Raw genomic sequence first — 7,217 nt, 5'->3', positions numbered from 1 at the left:
TGACGGCTGCATCAACGGCAGGCTTGACGGCTGCATCAACGGCAGGCTTGACGGCTGCATCAACGGCAGTCTTGACGGCCGCATCAATAGCAGTCTTGATCTTCCCGCTAGCCTCGAGGGCCACAGTGATAGCAGCTTGAACATCCGAACCACGTTGTAGCACAGACCATTTTTTTGCGTCGTCGACCGTTAGCAATACCGATTCTGTCGGTACTAGCGCCACAGGCGTCGGGGTAAGTGTCGCTCCCGCTTTGGCCGTGAGAGTAACGGTATGTCCTGCCGTCGAGTTACGCAACAGGACAACCGCACCCTTGTCATCAGCCACAACATCATCGCTGAGGGTAATTGTCATGTCCGCGTCACCTGTAACGTCAAAGCGCTTTCCAAGATCCGCTTTGCCTACCTCTCGACCCTTAGCAATGGGAGCCCCCAGTCCAAACGCTCCCAGGATGCCGAGAGCATCGAGCAATGGCACCACCCCTTGACTCTTTAACTTGTCCGTATCGTCAGCATTCGCAAGCGAGGTCGACAGAGGAATAGTTTTTGCTGCCATAAGAAATTCTCCAAATTGAAGTGGGCGCGCACCCGTCTTCGTTACTGTGGGGTATACGCTGAATCGATAGCGCCGGTAGCGGGATCGGGAGGGCAAGGAAAGCGGTGACTTCTTTTCGATGCGCTGCCAGCGCAATGCAAACGGTACGCCTCGACCCAGAGGGCGCAACATGGGTGACGTCCCATTAAGTAGGTGGCTACTCCTTAAAGAAATCGCTATGCCGCTCCTTCAGGTGGATCTTTCGTCCGACATCTCTCCCAATTTGAGTGACATGGCTTCTCCGAGGTCAGCTACTACCTATGGAGCAGCAAGTTCGGCGCCATGAGCGCTCCCGACGTTAGGCGTCTGAAGGAGCTCGAAGCTGAGAACAGCCGGTTCATGAAGCTATTGGCCGAGTCGATCATTGGAAAATGAGGTCACGCGCGATGCGTTGAAAAAAATGGTGAGTGTTCTATCATGCCGAGAATAGGTGCGTGATTTGACTCGTCGTGGCTTGAGCGAGCGGGAGCCCCGCCGGTAATCGCCATGAGCGTGGGCAAGTATAGCTATCAGCTCGCGCCGGACCGTGATCGGGCCCTGCGAATGCAGATTGTGGAGCTGGCCCAACGCCATCGCTGCTACGGCTCGGAAATGATCTACCTGAAACTGTGGCAGTCGGGCTTGATGATCAACTACAAGTGAGTCGAGCGGCTGTATTCCGAAGAGATGTTGCCGGTGCGCCGTCACAAGCGAAGGAAGGTCCGGTATCGGATCGCCAGTCGTTGGCTCGGCCGTCGACAGAAAACCAGGTTTGGTCGATGGACTTCGTGTTCGACCGAACGGCGGAGGATCGTGAGATCGAAAACCTGACAGTGGTCGACGACGCCACGCGTGAGGCAGTGCCCATCGTGCCAGAGCGGGGATTAGCGGGCAGGCAGACGGGGCGTGAAGCTCTTTCAAATCGAGCCAAGTAGCCGAAACAAAGTGCCTACATCGAATCGTTCAACGGCAGTTTCCGGGACGAATGCCTGAACGTTCACTGGTTCTTGTCACCGGACGATTCGCGCGAGAAGATCGAGAACTGGCGACAGGATTACAACGATTTCAGACCGCATAGCTCGCTAGGCGCTCTGACCCCGTGCGAGTTCCGACTCGCACACCTTGACGCCGCAAATCTCCGGCCCAAGGTACTCGGTTAAGAGGGGGAGGTCAAAGCGATAGGATGTTGCCCATTGCTGATGTGCCCAAGGGCGGACATCATTGCACTACTCACACGTTGGTTTCGGGGCGTTAGCTCAGTGGATAGAGCGACAGCCTCCTAAGATGTAGGTCGCAGGTTCAGCTCCTGCTCGCCTCACTCTCCGGGCCTCTAGCTCATGGTGGTTAGAGCAGCGAACTCATAATTCGTTGGTGCCGCGTTCGACTCGCGGGAGGCCCACCATACCCGAGTGGTGAAATTGGTAGACACCGCAGACTTAAAATCTGCTGCGCCTTCATCGGCGCGTGCCGGTTCGAGCCCGGCCTCGGGTACCAAGTCTATGGCTTGCAGGATGCGAAGGGCGATCTCTTGTAAGCGAGTCCTTAGCACCGTCTCGACGGTCGGAGGATAAATTGCCAGAGTAGTGCTCACCACTTCAAGTGGCGGGAATACTTTGACCACAGTGTAGTGGTCAACTCACGCCGGACACTGCGTTAAGTTTTTCTTCTGCTACGGCAGGGGCCAGCCCGTCATTGAACTGATGCGGACGTATCCAGTTGTACCGCTGCATCAGGTAATGACTGATGTCCCGGTGAGCTTGCGGTGCCGTCATATATCCCGTGTTCGGCACCCATTCCGTTTTCAAACTCCGGAACAAGCGCTCCATTGGCGAGTTGTCCCAGCAATTGCCGCGCCGACTCATGCTCTGCTCGATCCGGTACCGCCATAGTCGCTGGCGGAACTTGCGACTACCGTACTGGGCGGATTCAACCGGTCGTTGCAACATTAGTTTGTTGATCAGATTTTAGATATTCGTTCAGAGCTTCTGCCGGCGTCTTCCACCCAAGCGTCTTTCGAGGCCTTGTGTTCAGCGTATGTGCGACGGCTTGGATCTCTCGTGCGCTCCATCGTGATAGGTCCGTGCCCTTCGGAAAGTATTGTCGCAATAGGCCGTTCGTATTCTCATTCGTGCCGCGTTGCCATGGACTGTGTGGGTCGGCGAAAAACACCTGTACACCGGACTCGATCGTGAAGCGAGCATGGTCGGACAGCTCTTTACCGCGATCCCAGGTCAATGACCGCCACAACAGGGCTGGCATTTCTGTCACCGTATTCCTGAGGGCATTGGCCATCGTGACAGCTCCGTAGCCAGCCAGCGCAGGACCGTTCTTGATCCTGGGAGTCAAGCCGTAACCGCTCTCCCGAGGCAAGTGTACAAGCATGGTGAAACGAGTTGATCTCTCCACCAGCGTACCAATAGCGGATCGATTTAAACCGATGAGCAAGTCGCCCTCCCAATGACCCGGAACAGCACGATCTTCTGCCTCTGCGGGACGGCAAGAGATCATCACTTCCTCGTTGACGTGCGCCCACGCTTTGGCTCTCGCCCTGGCCCTTGGAACGCGCAATGCGCGTCCGGTACGAAGGCAACCCACTAGCTCCCGCTTTAAGGCACCGCGCCCCTGAATGTAAAGAGCCTGGTATATGGCTTCGTGAGAAATGCGCATGGACTTATCGTCAGGGAAATCAATCCGGAGGCGGTTGGCGATCTGTTCAGGGGACCAACCATTTACCCACGTTCGATCTCCTCGATGCGGTTTATTTCGCCCCCTGAACGGTGCCTGTTGAGGCCCAACAATCTCGCGGCCATCAGCGCCACAAACCTTGCCCTCTAAGCGCTCTTGCACATAGCGACGTAGTCGCTGGTTAGTCAGCAGTTTTGCCGGTTTGGGCCGTTTGGCAAAGTGCTCTGCCTTCCATTGCGCGACCGAAGCCCGATACTCCAGGCGGCCACTACGGGTCGCAGCATTACGTGTAAGCTCGCGCGAAATGGTTGATGGACTACGCCCGATGCGGCGGGCAATCTCACGCACTCCGTTCCCTTGGATTGCGAGCAAAGCTATTTCCTCTCGCTCGGCGAACGACAAGTATCTGCCTGATATAGGATTCGACATGAAAAGTGGCATGCCACCACGATAGCGGAACCAGCGCGTGCCCACTGGCGTGGAGACGCCTACCGCTTCTGCCGCCTTCTCGCTTGTGATGCCTGTGGCAATCTGCTTCCAAAACCTACGCTCGATCTCATTCCGAAGCGACGGGGCGCCCGGTGATGGCATAGCTTCGCGCCCCGTCAGTTGATACCCTCGTCCCGCAGTTCGCTTCATGCAACACCTCCTCGATTAAAGGTGTTGCGACGACCGGTTGAATGCGCCCTGACCACCCTGATCCGAATGAAATTGCAGCTCTTGTGGACGACCGCGCTGCTCATAGGCCATATCGAGTGCCTGCACCACCAGGTCGGCGTCAGGACGCGTCGAGAACGCCCAACCGACGACACGACGCGTGGACAGGTCCAGGACTGCGGCCAAGTAATGCCAACGGCCTTGCGCCCAAACGTACGTGATGTCGCCGCACCAGACTCGATTCGGCGCCTCCACCACAAACTGCCGATTCAGGCGATTTGGAATGTCCACGCGCTCGATGGTGGCTCGCTTGTAGGCGTGGCTGCCCGGTTGTTTGCAGATCAGTCCAAGCTCCGCCATCAATCGACTGACCTTGAAACGTCCGATGGCAATGCCTTGCTCACGCATCATTCCCACGATGCTGCGGCTGCCCGCTGAGCTACGGCTTTCGACGAACAATTCATGCACACGACTGCGTTGGGACATACGTATCGGGTCGACACGCTGGCGCCGCTGACGATAAGCGTACAAGCAAGATCGTGGAAGCTCGAACAGCGCGCAGAGTAAGGCTATGGGCTCACCTTTGGCGAGTTGCTCAATCAGCGCGTACGTTCGATCCCTTCCGACATTAAGAGCGCGGTGGTTTTTTTTAAAATGGCCTTCTCGCGCTCAAGGCGGTCGATACGCGCCTCAAGCTCCTGGATACGCTGCTGCTCTGGCGTGAGGGCCTTGCTCTGAGGGGTAACACCCCGGCGCTCAAGCTGGAGCTGATCAACCCATCGGCGCAAAACGGACTCGGCAACGCCGACAGAACGGCATGCATCCACGTGGCTGTAGCTCTGATCAAGGACCAGTGCCGCAGCGTTGCGTTTGAACTCAGGGGAAAACGATCGACGTTGTTTGGTCATCAGATACCTCTTCATGGCGAGCATTCTCGCCTAAATGCGTGTCCGGAGGGATTAGACCACTACAACGACGACTGGCGCGCTGTTCGGTCACCGTCATGAAGGGAGTTCGCATGCCACCCACATGCGAATCCACTCGGCAGCCGAAGCTGATTTTCACCGTATCTGCGCGGTTGAATGTGATGGGCGAGCGCCCATCTTGGTTTTTGGTTATGGCGCATGCCGGCGTACCAAATGACACCATGTCAGCATGGGGCGGAGCTGGGTATCTGCCCCTAAGGATGAGGGGCAAAGTCTTGCATCATCACCAATGGTAGATGAGCGAGCCGTTCGCGCCCACCTGCGTTTCGTGGCGTCGCCAACTTGTGACAATTGCTGCGTTGGCAGACAGCCGGTCGCTCAGCTTTACGGCGACAGCAGCCTCCGCGCTCAGAATGTCACGGCCAAGCTTCAGGGCGGAAAGATTGGTGTGAATCGGGGCAAGACCGTTGATCCCGTGTAGGACGACATCCATCGAGGGCGCGCTGTCGGCAACTTCCCTTTCATAGACGATCCGAATTGACGGGGTGATGCGTCGCTCTTCGTCTCCGAAGTCTTGCCACAGACGCATGCCAAGGCCGACACGGGCCGATGCATACTTGCTCTTGTTGGCCGTAGAGGAAGCGATACCGCTTTCGCTAAAACCGTCGATCGAGGTTTCGCTGAATTTGGCTGTCAGGCTCGGCGTCACGTTGATTAGCGAGGCCTCAATCTTCTTGCCCAGTTCCACAAAGCCACCGACTGTATCGGCGTGGGTTTTGGCGGACATGCCATATTGAGTGCCATCCACCGTGGCGGTTCGGTCACTCGTAATGGCGTGGCCCGAGTAGGAGGTTCCCACGTTGGCGAACCAGGTGTCGATATTATGCGAGCCGTATAGACCGACACTAAAGGTATCGACTTTCGCTTTTGCGCGCAGGCCGCTCGCATCGAGCGTCGAATTGGCGTAGCCCAACGCAACACCGACGCGACTGTCGTTGAACACGGTGTCCGCGCCAACGGTCACGCCGGCACCACGTAAGGAGAAGCCAGGGGAGCCCGCATTACCAGTCGCGATGCTCTGGCCTCCGGCGACTTGCGCCCAAGCATTCCTCCTTCCGTTGTCTAGCTTGGGCTCGGCACCCGTCGCGTACATGAAGGCATCGTTGCCGTTCAGGCGGTCGCGCATACTCTGCTGTAAGCGCTGTGCATTGTACTCGGCAGCAAAAGCCATTTGTGGTAGCGGCATGGCTTGACGCCGATCTTGGTTAAGAAGCTGGGCTTCGGCCGACGTGGCCGCCGACGAGAGTTGCTCGGGGCTTTCAAACTGGCCGGAGGCATACTGCGCTAGGAGCTTTTGCTGGAGAGCTTGCGGTAATGCGTCGAATGTTTCAGCCAAAGCCAGCTTCTTTGCTGCAGCAATACCCTGTTCGACGAGTGTGATGCGCCCGTCGAGGATCGCGCCAATCACCAGTTTTCTGTCATCGCCGGACAGTCTGTTCAGTGCATCGTACAGTTCCGCGTTGTTCGTATGGCGCTCATCACTTATGGTCTGATTCAGTGGCAGGGCGTCGACAAGAAGCGCTTGGACAGTTTTGTATTCGCCCTTCTCGAACTGAGTCTTCAATGCTCGCTGCGTTGCTTCCGGAAGCGCTTTGTATCTGCCGGCAACGGCCGCCGCATCTAACCAAGGCCTGATTTTTTTGACGTCTAGCGAAATTTCGTCGATGGTTGCGATTCGCTTTTCTTGGATCGCGGTTTGGACAAGCCTCCTCTCTTCGTCGGAGAGCTTGCTCAACTCGGCATCGAGGCGTCCGTTTGCAGCCTGCAGTTTCCCCAGCAGACTGCGCATCATCTGATCAGGACTATCCAGCTTCGATAGGGTCTCAGCAAATGCTTTGCCTGGCTCGTCCGTGGGGAGACGTTGGCTCTGGTCTCTTATGCGTTGGGACAGAAGCAATGACTGCGACGGCATTGCAGAGGATCGTCGACCATCAAGTTCCTCTTCCTGCTGCTGTTGCCGGAGAAGTTCACTTTGAGCCCTTTGAGCCTCATTCTCCAGGTCATTGGCGGTCGAGACGTGTGGGGGAACGATGGATCGGTGGGCTCCATGTGAGATGGGGCTGGCGACCGAAAGTGCGAGCGCTACAGCTATGCCGTGTCCGTATTTTCGGACAGATGGAGTCGCTGAACCATTTGTGATGGGAAAGAGATCGATCAGGATATTGCTGCGGTTTGCTTTTTGCGTCACAGAGAAGTTCCATCGTTGCAATATGGCATTGCAGGATGCGTGACTGCTGACATTTTTTGCATGGGTGACGGCCCATTCGTCGCAATACTAAATATCTGTTAAAACGAACGCCTATCGAGTCGAGAGGATG

Annotated in this window: 4 protein-coding genes, 2 tRNA genes and 3 pseudogenes; 3 read left to right on the top strand and 6 right to left on the bottom strand. The window is 56.6% G+C overall.

Annotation, left to right across the window (positions count from 1 at the left end; translation table 11 throughout):
* Nucleotides 1–553 (bottom strand): hypothetical protein (locus C266_RS27695; RefSeq protein ID WP_010808781.1); only part of this gene is annotated, 553 nt, incomplete at its 3' end.
* A gap of 270 nt (nt 554–823) precedes the next feature.
* On the opposite strand from C266_RS27695, the pseudogene C266_RS28380 reads away from it, so the two are divergent.
* The 3 genes and pseudogenes from C266_RS28380 to C266_RS09520 all read left to right on the top strand — a co-directional run.
* Nucleotides 824–1,731, top strand: a pseudogene (locus C266_RS28380) (integrase core domain-containing protein); the annotation flags it as partial.
* A gap of 164 nt (nt 1,732–1,895) precedes the next feature.
* Nucleotides 1,896–1,973: transfer RNA gene (locus C266_RS09525), tRNA-Ile, on the top strand.
* 1 nt (nt 1,974) lies between these two features.
* Nucleotides 1,975–2,065, top strand: a tRNA-Leu gene (locus C266_RS09520).
* 137 nt (nt 2,066–2,202) lie between these two features.
* On the opposite strand, the pseudogene C266_RS09515 reads toward C266_RS09520, so the two are convergent.
* The 5 genes and pseudogenes from C266_RS09515 to C266_RS09500 form a co-directional block, all read right to left on the bottom strand.
* Nucleotides 2,203–2,499 (bottom strand): annotated as a pseudogene (locus C266_RS09515) (integrase core domain-containing protein); the annotation flags it as partial.
* Nucleotides 2,498–3,895: an IS30 family transposase gene (locus tag C266_RS26745; protein WP_081636231.1), complete on the bottom strand. Its 1,398-nt coding sequence runs from the start codon at nt 3,893–3,895 to the stop codon at nt 2,498–2,500. The pseudogene C266_RS09515 and the gene C266_RS26745, both read right to left, overlap by 2 nt.
* 48 nt (nt 3,896–3,943) lie before the next feature.
* A pseudogene (locus tag C266_RS26740) lies at nt 3,944–4,821 on the bottom strand (IS3 family transposase); the annotation flags it as partial.
* Between the two features lie 59 nt (nt 4,822–4,880).
* Entirely contained in the window at nt 4,881–5,039 is a 159-nt protein-coding gene (locus tag C266_RS28375) for a hypothetical protein (protein ID WP_371257055.1), read from the bottom strand.
* 83 nt (nt 5,040–5,122) lie between these two features.
* Nucleotides 5,123–7,087: an autotransporter domain-containing protein gene (locus tag C266_RS09500; protein WP_144265765.1), complete on the bottom strand. Its 1,965-nt coding sequence runs from the start codon at nt 7,085–7,087 to the stop codon at nt 5,123–5,125.
* Nucleotides 7,088–7,217: the final 130 nt, after the last annotated feature.

It is taken from the genome of Pandoraea sp. SD6-2, from assembly GCF_000389825.1.
Classification (GTDB): Bacteria; Pseudomonadota; Gammaproteobacteria; order Burkholderiales; family Burkholderiaceae; genus Pandoraea; species Pandoraea communis.
This window is presented reverse-complemented; position numbering and strand designations above follow the sequence as displayed.